This is a genomic window from Eubacterium sp. AM05-23, assembly GCF_003477535.1.
Classification (GTDB): Bacteria; Bacillota; Clostridia; order Eubacteriales; family Eubacteriaceae; genus Eubacterium; species Eubacterium maltosivorans.
Genome location: NZ_QUDF01000004.1, coordinates 1 through 23,162, shown reverse-complemented (window position 1 = coordinate 23,162; position 23,162 = coordinate 1). Strand labels below are relative to the sequence as shown.

Below are 23,162 nucleotides of genomic sequence, written 5' to 3'. Positions count from 1 at the left end.
AAAACTGCCTTTTATTTTTTTTAGAACAAGGCTTTTTCAATGGAAAATTGAGAATGGAAAATGGCAAATTCACGTGCCCTTTTTCTAACGAAAAAGCGATAAAAAAAAGCGGCCTGCAGCCGCCAATCCAATCAAAATGCACAGCATTTTGTTCCCATAATTCTCCATTCTCAATTCTTCATTCTCCATTGACCGCCCCGGGATTTTTAATGTCCCGCGAGCTGGAGAAAGACGTACATGAGCAGCACGCCCAGGATGATCATGTAATTGACATGGTGTTGTTCCTCGTCCTGGTAAATTTTGGGGAGCAGCTCGTCAAAAACCAGATAGAGCATGATGCCCCCGGTCATGGCGAGAAGTACTCCCTGAAATGCAGTTGTAATAAATGGCATTAAAATCAAATAGCACACAATGGCCAGCAGGGCCTCTGCCACCGCCAGTCCGCCGATGAGCAGCAGGCACTTTTTCTGGCTACATTCCAGGGTTTCAAGCTGGGCGATGATGACAAAGCCGATGGGGATATTGTGCAGGCCGATGACCAGGATCATGAACCAGGCCAGCACCGGATCTGCGTTTCCTGCAACCAGGATGGACAAAAGCTCAAAGAGGCTGTGGAACCCAAAGGCGGCCAGAATAATGTAGACCAGCTGGTGATGCCCGTGGTGCTCCCGCTCGCCGGGCGCCAGATCGTGGTGGTGCTGAACCGGGATCATTTTCTCGAACAGGATAATAAAGAGGGCGCCGCCGGTCAGGGCAGCGGCCATCACCCACAGCGGAGCGTCAAAGGCTTCCTCTAAGATTTCGTGAGCCTCGGGGATAATGCCGAAAAAGATAATGCCCAATAAAAAACCGCCGGACAGGCCCAGCAAAAGGCCGATGCTTTTGGGGTATTTTTTGTTTAAGGTGACAAAGATGTAGCCGCCCACCAGCATCATAGCGGCGGCTGCTAAAACGCCAAAATAGATCTGTATCATAAAAACTCCTGTTGTTTTCTTCGTATTATCTTAATTATATGCCCTTTTTGGGAGGGTTAAAAGAGAAAATATTGCGTTTTTGGGGATGATCTGTTTTAAATATACCCCAAATAGGATATAATAATAGCGAGGTGATGATATGAAACACGAATATAACAAATTAGTACGAGACAAAATCCCTGATATCATTCGAGAAAGCGGCAGAAGCTGTGATTACAAAATTCTTAGTGATGCAGAAGTTTTAGATGCCTTGAAGGATAAGCTTATCGAAAAGGCCAATATTTTCGCCGAACGTCCTTCTGAGGATGAAATCTCCGATATCTATGAGCTCATCGACGCCATTGTGGAAAAATTTGACTATGAACCCATGCACATCGATTATCTCAAGCTCCAGAACAAGGAGAGCAAAGGCACCTACTCCGGCAACACCTTCCTGATTTCCGCAGATGACGGGAATTAGAAAAGCGGTCTTTGACCGCTTTTTTTAGTTGATAGTGGATAGTTATTGAACGCTTTCGCTTTGCTCAAGCGATTAAAGCTGCGGCCGCAGGCCGCATCCAATCAAATCGGCCAAGGGCTGATTTGCTCCTGAACTTTCAACTTTCCACTTTCCACTATCAACTTTCAAAAGCCTCTTCTTAACGCTTTATCTCTCAATGTTAAAGTTTATCTACATTAAAAACGCGTTCTCGATATGGTTCATCACATAGCCGGTTTCGGGGCTTCCCAGAATCTCCACCACGTCAAAGCGCACGTTCCAGTCAAAAAGGCTGTTCTCCTGCAGATACCACAGGGCCGTTTTAATCATGCGCTGCTGCCTGCGGCTGTCCACCGCCTGGGCCGGGGTGCCGTAGGCGTCGGTGGTGCGCAGCTTGACCTCGGTAAAGACGAGGGTCTCCCCAATCTGGCTGACCAGGTCGATCTCTCCGGTCTTTCTGCGGTAATTGCGCGTCCGGAGGACATGGCCCTTTTCTTTAAGATAGCGGGCCGCCATGGCCTCGCCGCGGTCACCCTTCTGCTTATTGTCTTTTTTCATGCCATTTTCCCTGCTCTACCCTACACAAAATTCTTAACAAAGGACCGCCTGTGTATGGGGGTGATTCCGTACTTTTTGATGGCGGCGATGTGCTCAGCGGTGCCGTAGCCCACGTTGCGGTCAAAGCCATATTCGGGGTACTGCTCGTGGTATTCGTGCATGAGCTTATCCCGGTGTACCTTGGCCACAATACTGGCTGCGGCGATGGAATAACAGGTGGCGTCGCCGTGGACAATGCCTCTTACTTCGGCCTGTGTCTCGATGGTGAGGGCGTCGATGAGCATGAGGTCGGGCTGGGGAGCCAGCCGGCTGACAGCCTCGCTCATGGCGCTTTTAGTGGCTTCCAGAATATTCATGGCGTCGATCTGCTCTGGGGTGCGCAGGCCGATGGTGACGGACAGGGCCTCGGCGCGGATCTGCGCATCCAGGGCTTCGCGCATTTTGGCGGAGAGCTTTTTGGAGTCGTCCACGTGCAGAATGGCGGAGTCCCTGGGCAGGATTACGGCCGCGCAGACCACCGGGCCTGCCAGGGGCCCGCGGCCCACCTCGTCGCTGCCGCCGATGATCTGGTAGCCCTCGCCGTAAAAACCTTCCTCGACAGCCTTCATCCGGGCGGTTTTCCGGATAGCGGCGCAGTGCTTTTCGTACTGCCGCATCAGGCTCTGGCCCTGCTTTTTAACCGCGGCCCGGCTGTCCTGTGAGAGCACCTGCGCCAGGGCGGGATAGCCGTTTATATCCGCGCTCTGGCACAGCTCTCGGACGGCTTTTGCCGTCATGCCCGCGATCTGTTCTGGGTTAACGCTGGTCAATGGTGATTCTCCCAACCTTTCCGTTTTTAAAATCATTCAGGAGCATTTCGCTGGTCCTGAAATAGTCGTACTCGCCCCCGCGCAAAAGGAGGCCGCGGCTCTTTGCGACCGCGTCGAAGATTTCGGGCAGGCGCTTGTCTGCGAGGTCGATTTTATACAGGGCGGCCACGTCCTGCGGGTAGTGCCCGACCAGGAATTTGAGCAGGTCGGCGGCGATGTTTTCTTTTTCAAAAATAGTGTCCTTGATGGAGCCGATCCAGGCCAGGTGAACGCCGACCTCGGGGTCCTCGAATTTAGGCCAGAGGATACCCGGTGTATCGAGCAGCATGAGGCCGTCGGGCGCGGTGAGCCACTGCTGGCCCTTGGTCACGCCGGGCTTGTTGCCGATCTGGGTTTTTTTCTTGCCGATCAGGGAGTTGATGATGGTGCTCTTGCCCACGTTGGGAATCCCGCAGATCAGGCATTTGAGCTGCTTTTTATCCTTTGGGTTCAGGCTCCTGAGCTTGGCGACCAGCTCGGGCTTTTTCTTCTGGTCGAAGGCGTTGTAGAGCATGACCTCGTCCACGCTGTCTCTGCCCTTCAGGTAGTCGGCCCACTTCTGGTTCTGGTCGGGGTCGGCCAAATCGGCCTTGTTTAAGAGTACCAGGTGTCTTTTATGCTCGGTGTACTGGTCGATATCGGGGTTCTTGCTGGCCACAGGCAGGCGGGCGTCCAGCACCTCGACCACAATGTCTATGAGCTTTAACTTCTCGCGGATCTGCCGGCTGGCCTTGGCCATATGGCCCGGATACCACTGGATTGCATCGTTCTTTTCCATATCAGCTCACCGATCCAAACTTGTCAAAGGGCCAGAACCTGAAGAACACGTGGCCCACGATGTCCTTGCGGTCCACAAAGCCCAGGCTTGTAAAACGGCTGTCGGAGCTGTTGGCCCGGTTGTCGCCCATGACAAAATAGGTGCCCTCGGGCACCGTTACCTCTGGGAAATCGCCGTAGGGATCGGTGTTCACGTAGGGCTCGTCGATGGGCTTCCCGTTCACGTAAACCACCTGGTCCTTGATGGCGATGGTGTCGCCGCCCTTGGCGATCACGCGCTTCACGTATTCCACGCTGCTGGAGTAATTGAGGATGACGATGTCGCCGTAGTCGGGCTCGCCCAGCCGGTACTCAATTTTATTGATGATGAGCCGGTCGCCGTTTTCCAGCGTGGGGTGCATGGAGCTCCCCTGTACCAGCACAAAATCAAAGAGAAACATTTTTATGACAAAGGCCAGCACCACGGCGATGATGATGGACTGTATCCACTCTCTGGCTTCGGAATGCTGCTTTTTAGGCTTTACATTTTCGTTCTGACTCACAGAATCACTTCCTTTACATATAAAATAAGGGGCCTACAGGCCCCCTCTCGTTTTTACCGTCTTTCTTTGACTTTTGCTGCTTTACCAACTCTGTCGCGCAGGTAGTTAAGTTTTGCTCTTCTGACCTTACCGCGTCTAGTCACTTCAACTTTTTCAATTTTTGGTGAGTGTACCGGGAAGGTTCTTTCAACACCAACGCCGGAAGAAATCTTTCTTACGGTAAAGGTTTCTTTGATGCCGCCGTGCTGTTTTTTCAGTACAACGCCTTCAAAAATCTGAATTCTTTCTCGCTTGCCCTCAATAACGCGTACGTGGACTTTTACGGTGTCCCCTACGTTAAATTCCGGTTTTTCTGCCTTCATGTTTTCCTGTTCGATCTTTTTGATAATATCCATCTCACAGCCTCCTTCAGTTCGTTTTTTGATGTTCGTATATGAAGCCCATACAGAGGACCATCTCTTGATTTCGCATACTATGATAGTATACCCTAAAGCAAAGTGTTTGGCAAGCTGTTTTTGAAATTTTATCCTTTGAAAATCAGGGGATTTCGACATGGATGTAGCCCTCGCTGTAATGGGGCAGGATATTCAGCCCTGCGGCCTGGGCCGCGGCGGCCACCTCTCCCACGCCCACGCCGGGGCAGTAGAGGTCGGCGGCGGCGCCGCGCTTGTGGAAGGACCAGGATACGCCGCCCACTTCCTGGTTGCGGGCTTCGCACCGCACGCCGGAGGTGATGATGACCGGGCGGCCCAGCCCGGTTCGCAGGGCCTCGACCTTTTCAAGCAGCTCGGGCTCCAGGCTGTGGGGGTAGCCGTCGCAGTAACCCGCGCAGTCGCAGGCATACTCCCACAGGGCGAAATGCGCGCTGGCCATGGGCTCGGGGGCGGGCTGTCCGGCGGGGCTTCGGGCGGCGGGTCTGTGGCTGCCGGGGGATCGGTGGTCTCTGCCGGGGTTTCGGGGCTTTCTGGCCCGGTTAAAGCTGGCGCTGCCGTTGACGCATCGGTCCATGACTTCTGGCGCCAGGGTCAGCAGCACCGTGTCGGTATCGGCCACAAAACTGGTGGCCATTTCAAAGACTGAAGCGCCTGGGCAGTACAGTGGAAAAAGCGCGCCCTTGCCGTAATAGGTGAGCACCGTGCGGACATTTCCCGTCTCATGAAAATAAAAGGAGCGGACCGCTCCCTCCAAAACGTAAAAATAACGGTCGAACACGTCGCCCGCGCCGTTGAGCACCTCGCCCTTTTTGCGCCGGATGATTCCATGCTCCTCCCCCATCAGAAAATCCTCAAACTCCGAAAAATCATCATTGATAAAATCTGGTTTATCCATGAGCCCTCCCTCTCTGCGTTGCAGTGTTTATTTTATTATAGCAGAAAGAGGGCGGAATGGATACAGGGAGATATGGGGAGATACGGGGTACGAGGCTCTGCCTTTCATCCAGACAAAGAAAAGTGTCCAGTCGCTGACGAATACGATCTGGAATCGCGGTAATTGACCGGAACAGCCGGCCACTTGTGAGATAACAGGCCCCACTTAGTATCGCTTGATCCAAGTCCAAATGATGTAGCCGCAGGACGACTTTTCTTTACTTAGGTGAAAGGCGCCGCCTCGCAGCTCGCCACGACAAAAAAGACGAAGCGCCCAAAAAGCACTCCATCTTTCTTCTCTCTTTTTACTGCTTCCGCTTCCACTTCTCGTACAAATCGGGACGCCGGGCTTTTGTCTTTTGGACGGCCTGCTCGTGGCGCCAGTCGGCGATGGCCTTGTGGTTGCCGGAGAGCAGCACCGGGGGCACCTCGCGGCCCTCAAACACCGGCGGCCTTGTGTACTGGGGGTATTCCAGCAGGCCGTTCTCAAAGGATTCCTCGCTCAGGCTCTCGTTGTTGCCCAGAAAGCCGGGCAGGTGCCTGGCGATGCAGTCGGCCATGGTGAGGGCTGGCAGCTCGCCGCCGGTGAGCACATAGTCCCCGATGGAGTACTCGTCGGTGACATAGGCTTTGATAAAGCGCTCGTCAATGCCCTCGTAGTGGCCGCAGATAAAGATGAGCCCCTCTGCCTGGGACAGGGCTTCGCCGTCCTGCTGGACGAAGGTTCTGCCGCCCGGGCTCAGGTGGATGACTGGGTAACGCTCCCAGCCCTCGATGCTCTTAAGGGCCGCGGCAATGGGCGGGGCGGCCATGACCATGCCCGCGCCGCCGCCGTAGGGGTAATCGTCCACTTTTTTGTGCTTGTTGCCCGAGTAATCCCGGATATCGATGACCGTGTAGTCCACCACGCCGCTGTCCACCGCCCGCTTCATCATGCTGTCTCCGAAGTACTGGTGAATGAGCCCCGGAAACAGGGTCAGGAAATAGTATTTCATAGGTTCATCAGTTCCTCTGGAATGTCGGCGGTGATGCGCCCTGCCTCTAAATCCACCTTCAGGAAATAGATTTTGCGCGCCGGGACGTAGACCAGCTTTTCCGGGGTTTTGATCTCGATATTATCCACACTGCCGGCGGTCTGGATCACGTCCTTTACGACGCCGATGGGCGCGCCGTCCGGGTCTGAGACTTCCAGGCCGATCATATCCTCGATAAAATATTCGTCCGCCTCCAGGGCCACTGCGTCCTCGCGGTCAATGGCAATGGTGCGGCCGATGAGCTTTTCGCTCTGGTTGCGGTCGCTCACGCCTTTCAGGGTCAGGAGCACGTTGCCCTTGTGCAGGCGCACCAGCTCTACCTCGCGGCGCTCCCGCTTTTTATCGTCCTGGAGATAGACGGCGTCCAGACCGTAAAACCGGCCGGGATCGTCGGTCAGCGGGTAGACCTTGAGCTCACCGCGGATGCCGTGGGCGCCCAGGATTTTACCGATCACCATGGTTTCTTTTTTCATCATTTCCTCCAAATTAAAATACGCTATCGGGGGCAAAAGCCCTGTTTTTTCACGCGAGCGTGAAACACAGGCCCTTTTGGACCCTTGGTATCAAAAAAGGGACCGTTCGCTTTTGAACAATCCCGTTTTTCTCTATTGAACAATTTCCAGTACAACGCGTTTATCGTCTTTTGTAGCCGCTGCTTTGAGAACCGTACGGATTGCCTTGGCAATGCGGCCCTGCTTGCCGATCACTTTACCCATGTCCTCGTCGGCGACTCTGAGCTCCAGAACAATGCTCTGTTCTTTGTCAATTTCGTTGACGACAACTGCGTCCGGATGATCGACCAGCGCTTTAGCAATGATTTCTACAAGCTTTTTCATTACCACTCTCCTGGACTATCCAATGATATTTTCTTTTTTCAGTAATGCCTGAACGGTGTCCGTCGGCTTTGCGCCGTTGGCTAACCAGCCTTTGATGGCTTCTGCGTCCAGCTTTAACTCTGCGGGTTCTACGCATGGATTGTAGTAACCTACTTCTTCGATGAATTTACCATCTCTTGGTGCGCGGATGTCCGCAACAACGACTCTATAGAAAGGTTTTTTCTTTTTACCCATTCTTTTTAATCTGATTTTAACTGCCATTTTATTTCCCCCTTTCTGTGAAATTGCTAAATTAATTTATCTAAAAGCTTACATAAACGGTAGCTTGAACCGTCCTTTTTTGGCCTTGCCCTGCATGGCGCCCATCTGCTTCATCATCTTTTTGGTCTGCTCAAAGCCTTTGAGCATCCGGTTGACGTCGGAGACGGTGGTGCCGCTGCCCAGCGCGATGCGCTTTCTGCGGCTGCCGTTAATGATTCCGGGCTTCAGCCTTTCCTCGGGCGTCATGGAGCGGATAATGGCCTCGGTCTGTTTGGTCTGTCCCTCGGCAGCATCCATGTTCATGCCCTTCAGCATTTTTTTGTTGACGCCTGGCACCATTTCCATCAGCTCGCTCATGGAGCCCATGTTCTGAAGCTGCTGCATCTGGTCTAAGAAATCGTTGAGGTCAAATTCCTGGGTCCTCAGCTTTTCTTCGAGCGCCCTGGCCTTTTCCTCGTCGATCATGTTCTGTGCCTTGTCGATCAGTGACAGGACATCGCCCATGCCCAGAATACGGTTGGCCATGCGGTCGGGGTAGAAGAGCTCGATATCGGTCAGCTTTTCGCCGGTCCCGATGTATTTGATGGTCTTCCCGGTGGTGTAGGTGACGGACAGTGCCGCCCCGCCCCGGGTGTCCCCGTCAAGCTTGGTCAGGACAACGCCGGTTATTTCCAGCTGTTTGTTAAATTCGTCGGCCACATTCACGGATTCCTGACCGGTCATGCCGTCGACCACCAGCAAAATCTCGGTTGGTTCGAGCAGTGCCTTGAGGTCGACCAGCTCGTTCATCAAGGCTTCGTCGATCTGGAGGCGCCCGGCGGTATCGATGATCACCAGGTCGTAACCCTCAGCCTCGGCAAATTCCAGGGCCTTTTTGGCAATGACTCTGGGGTCCTTCTCGTCCTTGTTCAGGTAAACGGGAATGTCCAGCTCCTTGCCCAGTATTTCTAACTGGTCGATGGCCGCGGGACGGTAGACGTCACAGGCCACGAGCAGTGGTTTAAGCTTCTTTTCTTTGCGCAGAAGGTTCGCGATTTTGGCCGCGGTGGTGGTTTTACCCGCCCCCTGGAGCCCCACCATCATAAAGATGTTGATGCCCTGGTCCACAAATGCCATTTTCTGGAGCTCACCGCCCAGCAGCTTGGTCATCTCGTCGTTGACGATTTTGATGAACTGCTGTCCCGGGGTCAGCGATTTTAAGACCTCCTCGCCTATGGCGCGCTCGCTCACAGCTTTTGTGAACTGCTTGACGACCTTAAAGTTGACGTCGGCTTCCAAAAGTGCCAGCTTGATTTCGCGGCTGGCGGCCTTGATGTCGGCTTCGCTCAGCTTGCCCTTGCGTTTTAAGTTTGAGAAGATGTTTTGAAATTTTTCATTCAAGCCTTCAAAAATCATGATATCACCTAATAATCTTCGCTAATTCTGTTCATTTTCTCTTTGATGGCTGTCAGCTCGCTGCCCAGGGCCGGATGCCCTGTGACCAGCTCGGTCGCGAGGAGCGCTTCCAGCTCAAGGATCACGCCGTCGATGAGCTCCTGGCTTTTTAAAAACCGCTCCACCAGCTTCAGCTTGTCCTCGTAGGCCTGCATCTGCGCTTTCGAACGCTTGACGACATCGTAGACGCCCTGCCTTGTGACATGAACCACATCGCCGATTTCGGCCAGATTATAATCATCGTTATAATAATAATCCATGATCATTTTCTGCTTGTCTGTCAGCAATTCTCCGTAGAAATCAAAGAGTAACCGCTCTAATACGTTCTTTTCCATAAGCACCTTCACAGCGCGTAAAGTCTCTTCCCTTTACGCACTTACCTATTTTAAGGTTTTTCGATCCGCTTGTCAAGCTTTTTTCGCCTTTGTCAAGAAAAAAACTTGACAGGGGAAAACAGGTGGAAGGTGTAAAGTTGAAGGTGGAAGGTTTTGGTACAAATTTGCAATGCAAATTTGATTTCAAATCAAATCCGCTGTGCGGATTTGGACCTTCACTTTCCACTTTCAACCTTCCACATTTTTTTATCCCTCATACAGCATGCGCACAAATTCGCCGGCGTCAAAATCAATAAGGTCCTCGGGCTTTTCTCCGATGCCCACGTACTCGATGGGCACCTGGAGCGCGTCGATGATGGCAATGGCCACGCCGCCTTTGGCGGTGCCGTCCATTTTGGTCATGACAATGCCGTCCAGGTGTACGGCGTCGTTAAAGGTTTTGGCCTGGTTCAGGGCGTTCTGGCCTGTGGTGGCGTCGAGCACCAGCAGGTTATGCCGGCTGAAATCCGGGCCTTCCCGGTCGACAATGCGGGTGATTTTTTCAAGCTCCTTCATCAGGTTGACTTTGTTGTGCAGGCGCCCGGCGGTGTCGCAGAGCAGGATGTCGGCGCCGCGGGCCCGAGCGGCGCCGATGGCGTCAAAGACCACAGAGGACGGGTCTGCCCCCTGCACACTCTTGATAATGTCCACGCCCACGCGGCCTGCCCACACGTCCAGCTGCTCGGCCGCGGCGGCTCTGAAGGTATCGGCTGCGGCCACCATGACTTTTTTGCCCTGGTCCTTGTATTTCTGGGCCAGCTTGGCGATGGTGGTGGTCTTTCCCACACCGTTGACGCCCACCACCAGCATGATCACAGGTAATTTGGTCTCGTGCTTTTCCACCTCGACCATCTCGGTCATGATCTGCCTGAGCAGGTCCATGACGTCCTGCTTGGCCTTGGTCTTGGTCTCCTTGATCTGCTCACGCAGGGTCTCGGTAATCTTGGCGGCCGTTTCGATGCCCAGGTCGGAAAGGATAAAGGTTTCCTCCAGCTCATCGAAAAAATCATCGTCGAGGTCGCCGTAGTACACGACGTTCTCGACCTTCTGCATAAAGCTATCCTTGGTCTTTTTGAGCTTCTCGCACATCCGCTCATAAAGGGTCAGTTCTGACATGTTACACCTCGTTTTTTTTTAAAGTTGAAGGTGAAAGGTGGAAAGTGGAAAGTTCAGGTTCAAATTCGCTATGCGAATTTGTTTCTAAATCGAATTTGCCAAAGCAAATTCGTTCTATAACCTTCAACCTTCCAGCTTCAACCTTCCACAAAAGCTGTTAAGCGCCCGGCTCGATATAGTCCGACAGCCTTACCGCCACCAGCTTGGAGATCCCGTTTTTGGCCATGGAAACGCCGTATATGGCGTCGCAGGCCTCCAGGGTGCTCTTACGGTGGGTGATGATAATAAACTGGTTATCTGCGGCAATATGCTCTAAATAGCTGGTGAACCGGTAGATGTTATGGTCGTCCAGAGCGGCGTCGATCTCGTCGATGACGCAGAAGGGCGACGGGTTCAGCTCCAGGAAGGAGAACAGCAGCGCGATGGCGATCATGGATTTCTCGCCCCCTGACAGCAGGGAAATGTGGCGCAGGTTCTTGCCTGGCGGCTGGGCGACCAGCTCGATACCGCTTTCCAGCACGTTCTCGGGGTCGGTATACTCGATGTGGGCCTTGCCGCCCTCGAAGAGGATGCCGAAGATCCGGGTAAATTTTTTCTGGAGCTCGGCGAACTGCTTTGCGAACTGCCGCTCCATGGATTCGTACAGGTTGTCGATAATGCGCTCCAGCTCGCCCTTGGCCTTGATCAGGTCTTTATACTGGGCGCTCATGAAGCCGTAGCGCTCGTTCAGCTCCAGATATTCCTCAATGGCCCCCACATTCACATTGCCCATGGCGGCCATGCGGCCCTTTAAGCTGCGCTGGTTTTCGGGGCTCAGGTCCAGGTTCTCCCGGCTCAGGGCCTCATAGATGTCCCCCACCATCACAAAGTTCATGTCATAGCTCTCGAAGATATTTTCTTCCCAGTGGGTCATCTGCATTTCCAGCTTGTTCTTTGCCATCTCGGCGTTGCTTTTGGTCTCATTCTGCAGGATGAGCTGGTGGTTCAGGTCTTTGATCTCCTGCTCCAGGGCCTCGCTGATGGCGGTCTGCTCTCGCGTCTCGGCGGAGAAGCTCTCTAAGGCCGCGCGCTTTTCGTTGACGGCTGCCTGCAGCTCCTCGGTCTCGACCTTCAGCACCTCGCAGCGGGTGCGGTGCAGGGCGCTGCTCTCACGGCAGGCCCGGATCTCGCTCTCCACCTTTTTCTCCCGGCTGACGCTGGTCTCGATCTGGCTGTGGATCATGGCCATCTGCTGCTCCAGGGAGCGGATGCCCTCGTTGTCCCGGGCCAGCTTGACCCGCCCCTCGGAGATTTTACGGTTCAGGCCCTCGATGGCCCCGCGGATCACCTCGATGTACTCGGCGCTGCCGGTATCGTCCTGCTCCATTTCCGCCTCCAGGGCGGCCAGCTCGGCCTCCTTCTGGGCGACAGTTTCCCGCAGGCGTTTTTCTTTTTCCAAAGAGCTGCCCGCGTCGTCTTGCAGATTCATAAAAATACGGTCGCTCTCGGCTATGCGCTTTTTGGTGGTCTCCAGGTTCTGGCTGATTTTCCAGCGCTCCTGCTCCACGCTGTTCAGGCGCAGCTCGGCCTTTTTGGCGGCCTCTTTCAGGCCCTCATAGGCCTTAAAGGCCTCGCGGTAGGCGGCCTTGAGCTTGATTTTCTCGCTGTCCTGCCGTTTCATCTCGGCTTCCAGCTTTTCGATCTCGGCCTTTTTAAACAGAGGCGACTGCTTGCCGCTCTTGTTGTAACCACCCACGATGGCCCCGCCGGGGTAAAAGATTTCTCCCTCCAGGGTGACCACCGTATATTTGCCGAAGATGGCTTTCTGGATGGCCCGGCCGGCGTTAAAGTCGGCGGCCACCACAATGCGGCCCAGCAGACTCTCGATGACCCGCTTAAACCGGGGGCCGTATGCCACCAGCTCGGAAGCGATGCCCTCAAAGCCCGGGGCGCGGGACAGAATCTCCAGGTCCCTTGCCTCTACCCGGCCGTAGCGCAGATTGTCCAGCGGCAGGAAAGTCGCCCGGCCTGCCCGCTGCTTTTTTAAAATATTGATGCACTGATTGGCAGTGGACACGTCCTCCACCACGATGTTCTGGCTCTTGGCCCCCAGCGCTACGTCCACAGCCATGGTAAAGCGGTCGGGAATGGATAAAAGCTCCCCGACCGGGCCGTAGACCTTGTCGATCATGTCGCCCAGATGCTCCCGGGAGTTCATAATGGTCCGGATGCTCGGAAAGTAGTCGCTGTAATTTTTCTGGACACTCTTGAGATAATCGCGTTGGGACAGGTTTACCTTATAGTTGTTTTCCAGCACGCTGTAGTCATTTCTCAGGCCCTGGGCTTTTTTCTCAGCCGCCTCGGCCTGGGTTTTAAGGCTCTCGGTCTCCGCGGCCAGGCGGGCGTGGGTGCGCTCGTTCTGCTCGGCCTCCAGCTTAATGTCGGCCAGCAGCTGACTGCTGCGCGCCTGCTCCTCGCTCACCCGTTTCAGCTGGTCCTCGTGAAAGCTTTTCCTGGTGGTAAAGCCGGCCAGGCGGGTTTTTAAATCCAACAGCGTATCGTTCAGCACAGCCCGCTGCTGCTCCCGTTCTTCCCTCAGGCTCACGCCCTCGGCCTGCTTCAGCTTCTCGGCTTCCAGCTCGGCCTGGTGCCGGCTTTTCTCGTCCACCAGCTTCTGCAGGGCTTCGCTCTCAGCCGCGTAGGCCTGGGCGGCCGCGTCGCGGGAGGCGGCCAGCCCGTCATACTCCGCCTGGCAGCGGCTGTGCTCGTCCAGGTGGGCGTTCAGGTCCTGGGTGAGCCGCTCAGCGTTGGCAGACTCGTTCTCACTTTTGCCCTGAGTGACCAAAAGCTCACGCTCACACGCGCCAATGCGCTTTTTTAACTGCTCCAAGGCTTCTGCCATGGCGTCGGCCTGCTCGGTAATGCCCCGGATATTGCCCCGGGCGGCCTGGAAGGCGCGGTCCTTTTCTTCGGTCTTTTTCTCAATCTCAAAAATCTGAAACCGGATTTCGGCCAGCTGCTTCTCATAGGCGGCCAGCTGCTCTGAGGCGTCCTTCATGTTGTGGTAGAACACCATGAGGTCAACCTTTTTCAGGGCCTCCCGCAGCTCCAGGTATTCCTTGGCCTTTTCGGACTGGGCCTTTAAAGGCTTCAGCTGTTTTTCAATTTCTTCCAGGATGTCCTTCAGCCGTTCCAGGTTATTCTGGGTGTTCTCAAGCTTTTTCTCGGCCTCCTGCTTCTTGGTCTTGTAGTTGACAATGCCGACAGCCTCCTCCACAATGCCGCGGAGCTCCTGGGGGCTGGCGCCGATAATATTCTCGATCCCGCCCTGGCTGATAAGGGAGTACCCGTTTTTGCCAAGGCCGGTGTCCATAAACAGCTCATGGATGTCCTTGAGCTTGCAGTTTTTCTGGTTCATGCGGTATTCGCTCTCGCCGGAGCGGAAAAGTCGTCTTGTGATGACAATCTCGTCCAGATTGTCCAGGGTGAAGCCGCTGGTGTTGTCTAAGGTCAGGGTGACCTCTGCATAGCTGAGGGGTTTCTTTTTCTCAGTTCCGGAGAAGATAACATCCTCCATTTTCTTGCCCCTCAGGGACTTGGTGCTCTGTTCCCCCAGCACCCAGCGGATCGCGTCGGTGATATTGCTCTTCCCGCTGCCGTTGGGGCCGACGATGGCCGATACCCCCTTGGAAAATTCCAGCTCTACGGGCTCCGCAAAGGATTTAAAGCCGGCCAGGGCCAGTTTTTTCAGGTACAACCGCACACCTCCTCTTTTTTGATTGGTTTATTTATTCACTCTTTTTGTCTTTAAACAGATAGTTTCTAGCAGCATTCTGCTCGGCTTCCTTCTTGCTCTTGCCGGTGCCCTTGCTCACGACCACGCCGTTAAAGGAAAGGTCGATGAAAAAGGTCTTGTTGTGCTCCGGCCCCTCGGATTTTTCCAGCACATACTCGATGGCGTTGTCACTGTGCTTCTGGATCTGCTCCTGAAGCTCGGTTTTGTAATCCTTGATGAGGCCGCCGCTCAGGGCCAGCTCGATGTTTTTTTCCAGGGTTCCCAGCACCACTTTTTTGGTGGTGTCGTAGTCACTGTCTAAAAACACCGCACCCATCACCGCCTCAAAGGCGTTGGCCAGATTGGATTTGCGTTTTCTGCCTCCAGTCACGATTTCTCCCTTGCCAAGGAGCATATAATCGCCCAGGTTCAGGTCAGAGGCGGCCTGGGACAAGGATTCGGCACATACAATATTGGAGCGGATTTTCGTCATCTTTCCCTCGGAAAGCTTGTTGTATTTATATAAATACTCGCTGATAATCAGTTCCAATACTGCATCCCCCAAAAACTCCAGGCGTTCATTGTTCGTGGTCGTTCCTGAATGTGAGCTGTGGGTCAGCGCCACCTTCAGAAGTTCCTTGTCCTTAAATGTGTAAGCAATGCGATCTTCAATTCTCTTCATTCTTTTCCACCTCGCTTTTAGAATAATGGAGAATGGAAAATGGAAAATGGAGAATTTATGAACGAATTGGCTTGCCAATTCGATTTAATTTCAAATTTGCCAGGGCAAATTTGTTTCCTTAATTCTCAATTCTCAATTCTCAATTCTCAATTAAGAAACCTCTTATACCTCCTTAAGAGCTTCTTTTCGGTTCTGACAGCTGCTTTTCTAACAGCCAAAATCATAATTTTGGGGCCAAAACAAAAGAAAAGTCCGCAAAGGGACTTTTGATTACTGCAAGGCGTTTACGATATCGCCAACGGTTTTAATGTTTTCAAGCTCCTCATCGGGCATCTTAACGCCGAATTCTTCCTCAAAGGCCATGACCAGCTCGATAACGTCCAGAGAATCCGCTTCCAGATCCTCCATCAGAGAGGATTCCATGGTGATCTTTGCCGGGTCAAGCTCCAGCTGTTCCGCAATAATTTCCTGAACTTTTGCAAATTTTTCTTCCATTATTCTTTCTCCTGTTCCTTAACTGCCTTTTCTTCCTGTAGTTTGGCAGTGATTTTGCCCAGAACATCGTTGTCGATAAACTTAATGCTCTGGTTAATGGCGTTTTTGATGGCATAGGCGCCACTGCTGCCGTGGGCCTTGATGATACCGCCTTTTACGCCCAAAAACGGTGCTCCGCCGGCTTCGTCTGAGTCAAATTGTTTTTTGAACTGCTTCAGGTCGTTCTTGATGAGCGCCCCGCCGATCTTGCCCTTGGCAGAGCCCATGATGGATTTTTTGATCCCTTTCATCAGGTAGCTGGACAGGCCCTCGAGCAGCTTGAGCACAATGTTGCCTGTAAAGCCGTCGCACACCAGTATATCCGCATCGGTGGTGGGGATATCCCGGGCTTCGACATTGCCCACAAAATTCAGGTCACTGTTTTTGAGCAGCTGGTAAGCTTCCTTGACCATCATGCTGCCCTTTTCCTCCTCAGAGCCAATGTTGACCAGGCCCACCTTAGGATTCTTTTTACCCAAAACGCTCTCAAAATAGACATGTCCCAGCATGGCGAACTGTTCCAGATACTCGGACTTGCAGTCCGCGTTGGCTCCGGTATCAATGAGCAGCACCACGCCGCCGTCCTTTGGCAGGGCAGCCGCCAGCGCGGGACGCTTGATCCCCTTGATCCTTCCCAGTTTAAGAAGCCCGCCGGAAAGCAGCGCACCTGTGCTGCCCGCTGAGATGAGCACACTGTCCGGGTCGCCCTTCATGGCGTTTAGGGCCACCACCAGCGAGGAATCCTCTTTTCGGCGGATCGCCATTGCCGGCTCCTCGTCAAAGCCGATGACGGTTTCTGCGTGAAGCACCTTTATCTTATCCTGTGGATAGGTATATTTTGCCAGCTCCTGCTTTACGATGTCCTCCTTACCCACAAGGGTGAGGGGCACGCCGTACTCCTTAACGGCGTCCACCGCGCCTTTGACAATCTCAACCGGCGCGTTGTCGCCGCCCATTGCATCGACGAATATATTCACGTTAACACCTTCCTAAAATAACTCCGTATAGAGAAAAAACAGAGTCGGAACTCTGTTTAGTCTTCAATCATTACATTTACATCTTTATAAGTTCCGCAGGATTTGCATACGCGGTGTGGTAATTTGATTTCACCACATTTTGGGCATACGCTCATACCAGGGATATTCAGTTTGTAATGTGTTCTTCTCTTGTCTCTTCTAGATTTAGAAATTTTACTCTTTGGTACTGCCATCTTTTACACCTCCTATGTTTAAGTCACATCTTACAGTAGCTTTTTAAGGGCTTCCATCCTCGGATCAATATCCGATTCATCCCCGCAACTGCATTGTTCTTGATTTAAGTTTGCTCCACAACTTGGACATAACCCCTTACAGTCTTCGTCACACAAAACCTTAAACGGCTCGTTGATAAAGAGACACTCCTCAACATAGGGCACCATATCAATGGTCTCCGTACCCGGGTCCGTTTCGATCGTGTCCTCAAATTCAAAGACACTGCTAACGGGGGTGGGTGTAAGACAGCGGGCGCAGGGGTAAACAATCACTCCGGTCAAGGTAAACTTCATCAAAAACTCAGTAGCTCCGAGCTTTTTGATGCTGCCCTTTACCAAAGCGCCGTTTTCATCCAGCTTGCCCTCATAATCGTCCCCATATCCTTTGAGATCATCCTGAAACAGACGAAATTCATAATTCAGGGTTTCATCATTTAATAATTTTAAAACATTAATAATCATTTCATAACTCCAAATGGGCAATCCTCATTATATATAGGATTGCCCATTTTGTCAAGTAAAAATCTTTACAAACAGGCCACAAATTTCAAAGGCTGACAAAAGCTTAAAAATACGGGATTTCTATGCCTCTGGACACTAAGATGGCGTGCCCATATGACACGCCATCTCTGTGTGATTGTTTTTCTTATGATTAACCGACTAATTCGACGGTATCGCGGGCGATCATTAATTCTTCGTTGGTCGGGATCACCATGACCTTGGTTCTGGAGTCCGGGGTAGAGATCACAAGCGCTTCGCCGCGTTTGCTGTTCTTTTCTTCGTCCAACTGGATGCCCAGGTATTTTAAGCCGCTGCAGATCGCTGCGCGGTCCTTGGCAGAGTTTTCACCCAGGCCGGCAGTGAAGATAATGCCGTCAACGCCGTCCATGGCAGCGACATAAGCGCCGATGGTGGTTTTGACACGGTAGATAAAGATATCCAGAGCCAGCTTCGCGCGTTCATTGCCCGCTTCAGCCGCCGCTTCAACATCACGGAAGTCCGAGCTTACGCCGGAAACGCCCAGCACGCCGGATTCCTTGTTCATCATGGTGTTTACCTGATCCACGGTATATCCCTTGTCACATAAGAAAGGAATGATGGCCGGGTCAATATCGCCGCAGCGGGTACCCATTTCAAGGCCAGCCAGCGGGGTTAAGCCCATGGAAGTGTCAATACATTTGCCATAGCGGATCGCAGCGACACTCGCGCCGTTTCCTAAGTGGCAGGAAATTAATTTTAAGTTGCCGATGTTTTCACCTAACAGCTCAGCAGCCGTCAGGCTCACAAAACGGTGAGAGGTGCCGTGGAAGCCGTATTTACGGATTCTGTATTTTTCGTACATTTCATAGGGCAGCGGGTAGATATAAGCTTCTGCCGGCATGGTCTGGTGGAAAGCCGTGTCAAACACGCCGACCATCGGTACGCCCGGCAGCAGTTCTTCGCAGGCACGAATCCCGATTAAGTTGGCAGGATTGTGAAGCGGCGCCAGCTCAGAGCAGTCTTCCATTTTCTTAATCACTTCATCATTGATCACAACAGAGCTCGCAAAAGTTTCAGCCCCGTGAACGGTTCTGTGGCCGACAGCGTCAATTTCCTTAAGGTCTTTGATCACGCCATGGTCCGCGTCAACCAGAGCCGCCATAATAATATCCAGGGCTTCCTTATGTGTTTCCATTGGCTGTTCAAACTTAACCTTATCTTTACCAGCCGGCTGGTGCACCACAACAGAGCCGTCAATACCAATTCTCTCAGCTAAACCTTTTGCCAACACTGTTTCAGTGTCCATATCCAGCAACTGATATTTCAGTGATGAGCTACCGCAGTTAATAACAAGTACATTCATTTTTAAATTTTTTCTCCTTTTATTGTCTTTTTCAGATAAACAATTTATAATTGAACTACACTAGTATATAATAACAGTAACAAACCAATAATGCCATTATTTTTTTGTTTTTTTGGGCTAAATTATTGCTCAGTTGGAGGAAACCATGCAAACCCAGGCCATCATCTGCGAATACAACCCCTTTCACAACGGCCACGCCTACCAGATACAGGCAGGAAAAAAGGCCGCTGGCAGCACCCATACCCTGGCGCTCATGAGCGGGAGCGTGGTCCAGCGGGGCACCTTTGCCGTAGCCGATAAATGGCTGCGCGCCCGCACCGCCCTGCTGTCCGGGGCCGATCTGGTCTGCGAGCTTCCCTTCTGCTACGCCGCCCAGAGCGCCGAGTACTTTGCCGCCGGCGCCGTCAAAATCCTAAACGCCACCGGCGTGTGCGACACCCTCTGTTTTGGCTCCGAGGCCGGCGACCTCGAGGCCCTGAGCCACGTGGCCCAGAGCCTCGCCTTTGAGACGCCCGCCTTCAGAGACGCCCTCAAGGCCGCCCTCGGCCAGGGCCTGGCCTTTCCAAAGGCCCGGGAACTTGCTTTTAAAGCTACAAAAGGCGAAAAATCCGCATCTTATCTGCGGGAGCCCAACAATATTCTGGGTATAGAATATCTCAAAGCCCTGCTCCGCACCCACAGCGCCATCCGGCCCGTCACCATAAAGCGGCAAGGAAACGCCTACCACGACACCGACACCCAGAGCCGCTTTGCCAGCGCCACCGCCATCCGGCAGCTGCTGGCCGCGCCGGGCGTCAGCGCCCCGGCCCTGGCGCCCCTGCTGCCCTACGATCCCAGCCTGCTCTTAAGCTATATGCAAAAAGCCCGCGTCCCCTGGGAGGAAAGCTACGCCAAGGCCCTGCTCAGCCAGATCCACTCCCAGGATCTGGCTCGCTTCAGAACCCTGCCCTATATGGAGAAAGGCCTCGAATTTAAGCTTAAAAAGGCCCTGGAAGCAAGCGGGAGCTACGACAGTATTGTGGATACCCTCACCTCAAAACGCGCGCCCAAAAGCCGGATACGGCGAATTTTAATGAACCTGTCCATGGGCTTTGAGGCCCGCGACCTCAGCCGTTTCGCAGCCCCCGGCTTTGTGCCCTGCCTCCGGGTTCTGGGCTTTAACGAAAAAGGCCGGGCGCTGCTAAAGGCCATCCGCGAACAGGACAGCCTGCCCGTCATCACCAACACCCGCGCCAATATCACAAGGCTGAGCCCCGACCAGCGCGCCTGCTTCGATTTCGACGCCCGCGCCACCGACCTGTTCAGCCTGTTCTGCGAAAAGCAGTACCATTACCACCGCGACTACACCCAAAACCCTGTCATCATCGCCGAAAAGGAGGCCTTATGAATCTGAACTTTAACATGATCCCCAACGCAGAAGCCCCCCTGCCCCCCAATCCCACCATCTATCCGCCCTGCGGCCCCGTCACCGGCGTTTTCCGGAAAAACGTCACCAGCTACAAGGGCATTCCCTTTGCCAAACCGCCGGTGGGCCCCCTGCGGTTCCGGCCGCCAGAGCCCGCCCCGGCCTGGATCAGCCCGCGCGAATGCTTTGAATTCAGCGATAAATGCCTCCAGTTCGGCGGCATTCTGGCCGACCTGCCGCCCATGTATAGCGCCGTCGGAAAAAGCGAGGACTGCCTGTACCTTAACGTCTGGACACCCGCCACCGAGCCCGGGGAAAAGCTCCCCGTTTATGTCTACGTCCACGGCGGCGGCTTTGCCACCGGTTCCGGTTCCGAGCTCATGTTCGACGGCGCCAATATGGCCGGGCGGGGCGTGGTGGTCGTCACCTTTAACTACCGCCTCGGCGCCTTCGGCTTTTTAGCCCTCGGGGCCATGGCAGAAGAATCCGGCAGCATCGGCAACCTCGGCCTCCTCGACCAGATTCAGGCGCTGAAGTGGGTGCGGGAAAACATCGAAGCCTTCGGCGGCGATCCCGAAAACATCACCCTGGGCGGCGAGTCCGCCGGCGCCTTCAGCGTGACCGGCCTGCTGCTCAGCCCGCTGGCCAGGGGCCTGTTCCACCGGGCCATCGTCGAGAGCGGCTCCATCCTGTCCATCGGAGCCTTCTGCACCCGGGCCAAGGGTAACCTCGCAAAATCCATTGCCATGGGAAAAGACTTTGCCCAGATCTTCGGCGCAGATGACAGCCCGGAGGGGCTTGAAAAACTCCGGAAAGCCCCGGCCGAGGCCATGGCCTACCTCTCCATGATCAAGGCCGACCGCGCCCTGCCCCTGCGTTTTTCCTTCTGGCCCGTATTCGACGGCGTCATCCTGCCAAAGGACCCCATACAGGCCCTGAAAAACGGCGACTACAACGCCGTCGATCTGCTCATCGGCTACAACACCAACGAGGCCACCCTGTTCTTCAAGAGCAACAACAACTTTGGCTCCTACCAGATGATGATCTATGATCTCTTCGGCGCCGACAACGCCCCCGCTGTGTTTGAGCGCTTCCCCATCAAGGACGAGCGCAAAGCCGAACGCCAGCTCGAAGCCATCTTTACCCACACCGGCTTTATCCTGGGCATGCGCATCATCGCCGACTACTTTGCCGACGCCGGGCGCAGCGTGTTTTTCTATAACTTTAACTATGATCCGGCCATCCTTAAAATTGTCGGACTCGACACCGCCCACTCCCTGGAGCTGCCCTTTGTGTTCGGCAACGCCATCGGAAAAATGCGCATCAGCAAAATCAGCATCCTGTCCGACCAGATGCAGACCCACTGGACCAATTTTATGAAAACCGGCAACCCAAACACTGGCGGCGAGTACAAAAATATGATGTTCTGGCCCTTCTACAACACCAGAACCCGGCAGCTCATGGTTTTTGACAAGGAGCTTTCCAACAAGACCATGCCCGATGCCGATACCCTCGATTTTTTACAGAATTTACTCTATGGTAAAAAACCCTACTATCTATAAAGGAGATAATCATGCAGAAAGAAAATTTACAAAAGCTGGCTAAACTGGCTGTCCGCATTGGCGTCAACATTCAAAAAGACCAGAACCTGGTCGTCAATTCCCCCATCGAGTGCAGCGCCTTCGCCAGAGCCCTGGCCGAAGAAGCCTACAAGGCCGGCGCCAGAGACGTCAGCATCAATTACAGCGACGAAAAATTCAGCAAAATCCGCTATACCCACGCCGACCTCGACGTGTTTAAAGAAGTGCCCGACTGGTTCGTGGCCAAGCAGAACGCCGTGGTCGAAAAAGGCTCAGCCATGATCTCTGTCTACGCCGACGACCCCGATCTCCTGAAGGACGTCGACCCCGAAAAGATCAAAACCGCCTCAGCCGCCATCCAGAGCGCCACCGAAGCCTACCACATGGCTATGATGAACAACGAATGCCGCTGGTGTGTCGTCTCTGTACCCACAGTCGGCTGGGCCACCAAAGTATTCCCCGGCGTCGAGCCCGAAACCGCTGTCGATATGCTCTGGGATTCCATCTTCAAGGCCACACGGGCCGACCAGGATGACCCCATTGCCGCCTGGCGCCAGTTCAACAAAAGCTTTGAGGATAAAACCCGTTTCCTCAACAACAGCCAGTTCGTCAAATTCATCTATAAAAACAGCCTGGGCACCGACATTGAGGTCGGCATGCCCGAAAACCATATCTGGGCCGGCGGCAGTGAAAAAGCCGCTGACGGCGTCGAATTCTTCCCCAATATCCCCACCGAGGAAGTGTTCTCCGCCCCGCATAAGGACAAGGTCAACGGCACACTGGTCAGCTCCCATCCCCTCGTCTACAATGGCCAGCTCATCGACAATTTCTCACTGACCTTTAAAGACGGCAAGGTCGTAAGCTACCAGGCCGAAACCGGCGAAGAAGCCCTCAAAAACCTCGTCGAAGCCAGCGAAGGCTCCAACTACCTGGGTGAGATCTCCTTCGTTCCCTACCACTCCCCCATTTCCAATATGGATATCCTGTTTTACAATACCCTGTTCGACGAAAACGCCTCCTGCCATTTTGCCCTTGGCGCTGCCTATCCCACCTGTGTCAAGGACGGCTCCAGCATGAGCGTGGACGAGCTTAAAAAGGCTGGTCTTAACTATTCCACCACCCACGTCGATTTCATGGTCGGCACCGAAGACCTGAGCATTACCGGTATCCAGGCCGACGGCACCGAAGTGCCCATCTTTGTGAACGGCGACTGGGCCATCTAGCCCAAGCTGTCAAAAAAAAGAACCTTTGGCAGTTCCAGCCAAAGGTTCTTTTTGATGGAATAAGACGACATGCCAAAACGACACACCATGCTGTGCACTCAGCTCCGGCCCAATTTTTCACCAAATCCCCGTGAGATGACGTGCCAAAACAGCGCGCCATGTTCCCCTCTCAGCATTCAAGCCGCCTGGCTTGTTTCTCTAAAAAATAAAAAAAGCAACTGTTTTCACAGCTGCTATATCTTCTAAAATGGTGACCCATGGGCGACTTGAACGCCCGACACCCTGATTAAAAG

General features: G+C 53.6%; 26 protein-coding genes. 5 read left to right on the top strand and 21 right to left on the bottom strand.

What is annotated here, in order from left to right:
* Positions 1–206: 206 nt before the first annotated feature.
* On the bottom strand, positions 207–974 hold the full coding sequence (locus DW091_RS05805) for a ZIP family metal transporter (RefSeq protein WP_058695231.1): 768 nt from the start codon (positions 972–974) through the stop codon (positions 207–209).
* A 139-nt stretch (positions 975–1,113) separates the two neighbouring features.
* Here DW091_RS05805 and DW091_RS05800 point away from each other — a divergent pair, with 139 nt between their 5' ends.
* A complete protein-coding gene (locus DW091_RS05800) occupies positions 1,114–1,434 on the top strand; it encodes a nucleoside triphosphate pyrophosphohydrolase (RefSeq protein ID WP_058695232.1) in 321 nt (106 codons plus the stop codon).
* A 210-nt stretch (positions 1,435–1,644) separates the two neighbouring features.
* Here the strand turns inward: DW091_RS05800 and DW091_RS05795 are convergent, their stop codons facing one another.
* The 15 genes from DW091_RS05795 to rnc all read right to left on the bottom strand — a co-directional run bounded on the left by DW091_RS05795 (position 1,645) and on the right by rnc (position 15,035).
* A complete protein-coding gene (locus DW091_RS05795; protein ID WP_074618474.1) occupies positions 1,645–2,010 on the bottom strand; it encodes a YraN family protein in 366 nt (121 codons plus the stop codon).
* A 20-nt stretch (positions 2,011–2,030) separates the two neighbouring features.
* On the bottom strand, positions 2,031–2,819 hold the full coding sequence (locus tag DW091_RS05790) for a ribonuclease HII (RefSeq protein ID WP_118517615.1): 789 nt from the start codon (positions 2,817–2,819) through the stop codon (positions 2,031–2,033).
* Entirely contained in the window at positions 2,806–3,636 is an 831-nt protein-coding gene (gene ylqF / locus DW091_RS05785; RefSeq protein WP_058695234.1) for a ribosome biogenesis GTPase YlqF, read from the bottom strand. The genes DW091_RS05790 and ylqF overlap by 14 nt, the downstream gene beginning before the upstream one ends.
* Position 3,637: 1 nt before the next feature.
* Positions 3,638–4,177, bottom strand: a complete 540-nt coding sequence (gene lepB / locus DW091_RS05780) for a signal peptidase I (RefSeq protein ID WP_118517614.1) — start codon at positions 4,175–4,177, stop codon at positions 3,638–3,640.
* 53 nt (positions 4,178–4,230) lie between these two features.
* Positions 4,231–4,572, bottom strand: a complete 342-nt coding sequence (gene rplS, locus DW091_RS05775; RefSeq protein ID WP_058695236.1) for a 50S ribosomal protein L19 — start codon at positions 4,570–4,572, stop codon at positions 4,231–4,233.
* 142 nt (positions 4,573–4,714) lie between these two features.
* Complete coding sequence (locus DW091_RS20815) at positions 4,715–5,506, bottom strand: D-Ala-D-Ala carboxypeptidase family metallohydrolase (RefSeq protein WP_317985597.1); 792 nt, start codon at positions 5,504–5,506, stop codon at positions 4,715–4,717.
* 343 nt (positions 5,507–5,849) lie between these two features.
* Entirely contained in the window at positions 5,850–6,539 is a 690-nt protein-coding gene (gene trmD, locus DW091_RS05765; protein WP_118517613.1) for a tRNA (guanosine(37)-N1)-methyltransferase TrmD, read from the bottom strand.
* The gene (rimM, locus tag DW091_RS05760) at positions 6,536–7,054 is read right to left on the bottom strand and encodes a ribosome maturation factor RimM (RefSeq protein WP_082669341.1); all 519 of its coding nucleotides are present in this window, start codon (positions 7,052–7,054) and stop codon (positions 6,536–6,538) included. Before rimM ends, trmD begins: the two co-directional genes overlap by 4 nt.
* 129 nt (positions 7,055–7,183) lie before the next feature.
* Positions 7,184–7,414 (bottom strand): KH domain-containing protein, encoded by a 231-nt coding sequence (locus DW091_RS05755; protein ID WP_058695240.1) that lies wholly within the window; start codon positions 7,412–7,414, stop codon positions 7,184–7,186.
* A 15-nt stretch (positions 7,415–7,429) separates the two neighbouring features.
* Complete coding sequence (gene rpsP, locus DW091_RS05750) at positions 7,430–7,675, bottom strand: 30S ribosomal protein S16 (protein ID WP_058695241.1); 246 nt, start codon at positions 7,673–7,675, stop codon at positions 7,430–7,432.
* A 48-nt stretch (positions 7,676–7,723) separates the two neighbouring features.
* Positions 7,724–9,070: a signal recognition particle protein gene (ffh, locus tag DW091_RS05745; protein WP_118517612.1), complete on the bottom strand. Its 1,347-nt coding sequence runs from the start codon at positions 9,068–9,070 to the stop codon at positions 7,724–7,726.
* Positions 9,071–9,078: 8 nt separating this feature from the next.
* Positions 9,079–9,444: a YlxM family DNA-binding protein gene (gene ylxM / locus DW091_RS05740; RefSeq protein ID WP_074618623.1), complete on the bottom strand. Its 366-nt coding sequence runs from the start codon at positions 9,442–9,444 to the stop codon at positions 9,079–9,081.
* Positions 9,445–9,690: 246 nt separating this feature from the next.
* A complete protein-coding gene (gene ftsY, locus DW091_RS05735) occupies positions 9,691–10,599 on the bottom strand; it encodes a signal recognition particle-docking protein FtsY (RefSeq protein WP_199678135.1) in 909 nt (302 codons plus the stop codon).
* 157 nt (positions 10,600–10,756) lie between these two features.
* Positions 10,757–14,335, bottom strand: a complete 3,579-nt coding sequence (smc, locus tag DW091_RS05730; protein ID WP_158577836.1) for a chromosome segregation protein SMC — start codon at positions 14,333–14,335, stop codon at positions 10,757–10,759.
* Between the two features lie 31 nt (positions 14,336–14,366).
* Positions 14,367–15,035: a ribonuclease III gene (gene rnc / locus DW091_RS05725; RefSeq protein ID WP_118517610.1), complete on the bottom strand. Its 669-nt coding sequence runs from the start codon at positions 15,033–15,035 to the stop codon at positions 14,367–14,369.
* A 39-nt stretch (positions 15,036–15,074) separates the two neighbouring features.
* Between rnc and DW091_RS05720 the strand changes: the two genes are divergently transcribed.
* Complete coding sequence (locus DW091_RS05720; protein ID WP_118517609.1) at positions 15,075–15,305, top strand: hypothetical protein; 231 nt, start codon at positions 15,075–15,077, stop codon at positions 15,303–15,305.
* Here the strand turns inward: DW091_RS05720 and acpP are convergent, their stop codons facing one another.
* From acpP to DW091_RS05695, 5 genes are all read right to left on the bottom strand, one after another.
* Positions 15,306–15,530, bottom strand: a complete 225-nt coding sequence (gene acpP, locus DW091_RS05715) for an acyl carrier protein (RefSeq protein WP_058695247.1) — start codon at positions 15,528–15,530, stop codon at positions 15,306–15,308.
* The gene (plsX, locus tag DW091_RS05710) at positions 15,530–16,546 is read right to left on the bottom strand and encodes a phosphate acyltransferase PlsX (RefSeq protein WP_118517608.1); all 1,017 of its coding nucleotides are present in this window, start codon (positions 16,544–16,546) and stop codon (positions 15,530–15,532) included. The genes acpP and plsX overlap by 1 nt, the downstream gene beginning before the upstream one ends.
* Positions 16,547–16,602: 56 nt before the next feature.
* Entirely contained in the window at positions 16,603–16,779 is a 177-nt protein-coding gene (gene rpmF, locus DW091_RS05705) for a 50S ribosomal protein L32 (protein ID WP_013381192.1), read from the bottom strand.
* Between the two features lie 30 nt (positions 16,780–16,809).
* Positions 16,810–17,280 carry a DUF177 domain-containing protein gene (locus tag DW091_RS05700; protein ID WP_074618482.1) on the bottom strand — a complete coding sequence of 157 codons (471 nt, stop codon included), beginning with the start codon at positions 17,278–17,280 and terminating at the stop codon, positions 16,810–16,812.
* Positions 17,281–17,470: 190 nt separating this feature from the next.
* The gene (locus DW091_RS05695; protein ID WP_058695250.1) at positions 17,471–18,661 is read right to left on the bottom strand and encodes an acetate kinase; all 1,191 of its coding nucleotides are present in this window, start codon (positions 18,659–18,661) and stop codon (positions 17,471–17,473) included.
* A gap of 145 nt (positions 18,662–18,806) precedes the next feature.
* Here DW091_RS05695 and DW091_RS05690 point away from each other — a divergent pair, with 145 nt between their 5' ends.
* The 3 genes from DW091_RS05690 to DW091_RS05680 are packed head-to-tail and all read left to right on the top strand — an operon-like array spanning position 18,807 to position 22,869.
* Positions 18,807–20,048: a nucleotidyltransferase family protein gene (locus DW091_RS05690; RefSeq protein ID WP_118517607.1), complete on the top strand. Its 1,242-nt coding sequence runs from the start codon at positions 18,807–18,809 to the stop codon at positions 20,046–20,048.
* Positions 20,045–21,628, top strand: coding sequence for a carboxylesterase family protein (locus DW091_RS05685; RefSeq protein WP_118517606.1), 1,584 nt, complete (start codon positions 20,045–20,047; stop codon positions 21,626–21,628). The genes DW091_RS05690 and DW091_RS05685 overlap by 4 nt, the downstream gene beginning before the upstream one ends.
* A gap of 11 nt (positions 21,629–21,639) precedes the next feature.
* Entirely contained in the window at positions 21,640–22,869 is a 1,230-nt protein-coding gene (locus DW091_RS05680; protein WP_058695253.1) for an aminopeptidase, read from the top strand.
* Positions 22,870–23,162: the final 293 nt, after the last annotated feature.

What these genes read in the sequence shown, in the direction of transcription:
- rnc (WP_118517610.1), bottom strand. Translation starts at nt 15,035, where the DNA reads ATGAAGAGAATTGAAGATCGCATTGCTTACACATTTAAGGACAAGGAA.
- ylxM (WP_074618623.1), bottom strand. Translation starts at nt 9,444, where the DNA reads ATGGAAAAGAACGTATTAGAGCGGTTACTCTTTGATTTCTACGGAGAA.
- rpsP (WP_058695241.1), bottom strand. Translation starts at nt 7,675, where the DNA reads ATGGCAGTTAAAATCAGATTAAAAAGAATGGGTAAAAAGAAAAAACCT.
- ftsY (WP_199678135.1), bottom strand. Translation starts at nt 10,599, where the DNA reads ATGTCAGAACTGACCCTTTATGAGCGGATGTGCGAGAAGCTCAAAAAG.
- acpP (WP_058695247.1), bottom strand. Translation starts at nt 15,530, where the DNA reads ATGGAAGAAAAATTTGCAAAAGTTCAGGAAATTATTGCGGAACAGCTG.
- DW091_RS05685 (WP_118517606.1), top strand. Translation starts at nt 20,045, where the DNA reads ATGAATCTGAACTTTAACATGATCCCCAACGCAGAAGCCCCCCTGCCC.
- DW091_RS05720 (WP_118517609.1), top strand. Translation starts at nt 15,075, where the DNA reads ATGGAAAATGGAGAATTTATGAACGAATTGGCTTGCCAATTCGATTTA.
- ffh (WP_118517612.1), bottom strand. Translation starts at nt 9,070, where the DNA reads ATGATTTTTGAAGGCTTGAATGAAAAATTTCAAAACATCTTCTCAAAC.
- DW091_RS05680 (WP_058695253.1), top strand. Translation starts at nt 21,640, where the DNA reads ATGCAGAAAGAAAATTTACAAAAGCTGGCTAAACTGGCTGTCCGCATT.
- ylqF (WP_058695234.1), bottom strand. Translation starts at nt 3,636, where the DNA reads ATGGAAAAGAACGATGCAATCCAGTGGTATCCGGGCCATATGGCCAAG.
- rplS (WP_058695236.1), bottom strand. Translation starts at nt 4,572, where the DNA reads ATGGATATTATCAAAAAGATCGAACAGGAAAACATGAAGGCAGAAAAA.
- DW091_RS05695 (WP_058695250.1), bottom strand. Translation starts at nt 18,661, where the DNA reads ATGAATGTACTTGTTATTAACTGCGGTAGCTCATCACTGAAATATCAG.
- rimM (WP_082669341.1), bottom strand. Translation starts at nt 7,054, where the DNA reads ATGATGAAAAAAGAAACCATGGTGATCGGTAAAATCCTGGGCGCCCAC.
- DW091_RS20815 (WP_317985597.1), bottom strand. Translation starts at nt 5,506, where the DNA reads ATGGATAAACCAGATTTTATCAATGATGATTTTTCGGAGTTTGAGGAT.
- DW091_RS05795 (WP_074618474.1), bottom strand. Translation starts at nt 2,010, where the DNA reads ATGAAAAAAGACAATAAGCAGAAGGGTGACCGCGGCGAGGCCATGGCG.
- DW091_RS05755 (WP_058695240.1), bottom strand. Translation starts at nt 7,414, where the DNA reads ATGAAAAAGCTTGTAGAAATCATTGCTAAAGCGCTGGTCGATCATCCG.
- trmD (WP_118517613.1), bottom strand. Translation starts at nt 6,539, where the DNA reads ATGAAATACTATTTCCTGACCCTGTTTCCGGGGCTCATTCACCAGTAC.
- DW091_RS05800 (WP_058695232.1), top strand. Translation starts at nt 1,114, where the DNA reads ATGAAACACGAATATAACAAATTAGTACGAGACAAAATCCCTGATATC.
- DW091_RS05690 (WP_118517607.1), top strand. Translation starts at nt 18,807, where the DNA reads ATGCAAACCCAGGCCATCATCTGCGAATACAACCCCTTTCACAACGGC.
- DW091_RS05805 (WP_058695231.1), bottom strand. Translation starts at nt 974, where the DNA reads ATGATACAGATCTATTTTGGCGTTTTAGCAGCCGCCGCTATGATGCTG.
- DW091_RS05700 (WP_074618482.1), bottom strand. Translation starts at nt 17,280, where the DNA reads ATGATTATTAATGTTTTAAAATTATTAAATGATGAAACCCTGAATTAT.
- rpmF (WP_013381192.1), bottom strand. Translation starts at nt 16,779, where the DNA reads ATGGCAGTACCAAAGAGTAAAATTTCTAAATCTAGAAGAGACAAGAGA.